Genomic DNA, 299 nt, shown 5'->3' with positions numbered 1-299 from the left:
TACTATATAAGCTGTGGAAAATCCATGAACTTCGGAGTGGTGAGAGCAACAGGCTCTTTGGGATTTGCGGTCCTTTCCTGGATCATGGGTTATTTGGTGGCAGCATTCGGCGAACGTGTAATACCCATTGCCATCTGTTTCCTGCTGGTTACCATGGTGGCGGTGATTTCCTCCTTTCGGATGGAGAGAGAGAAGAGCTGCAATGGGGAAACAATTGAAGCAGCAGAACCATTTTCCGGATCAGGAAAAAGGACTGGTACTTCCCCATCCGCTGCCGGGTGCGTGCGGGGAAGTACCAG

Annotated in this window: 1 protein-coding gene; it reads left to right on the top strand. The window is 50.8% G+C overall.

Features of this window, described 5'->3' with window-relative positions; translation table 11 throughout:
- Positions 1–299 (top strand): hypothetical protein (locus tag NE473_RS31395; protein WP_256265666.1); only part of this gene is annotated, 299 nt, incomplete at both ends.

This window comes from Hungatella sp. SL.1.14 (assembly GCF_024460495.1).
Classification (GTDB): Bacteria; Bacillota; Clostridia; order Lachnospirales; family Lachnospiraceae; genus Hungatella; species Hungatella hathewayi.
This window is presented reverse-complemented; position numbering and strand designations above follow the sequence as displayed.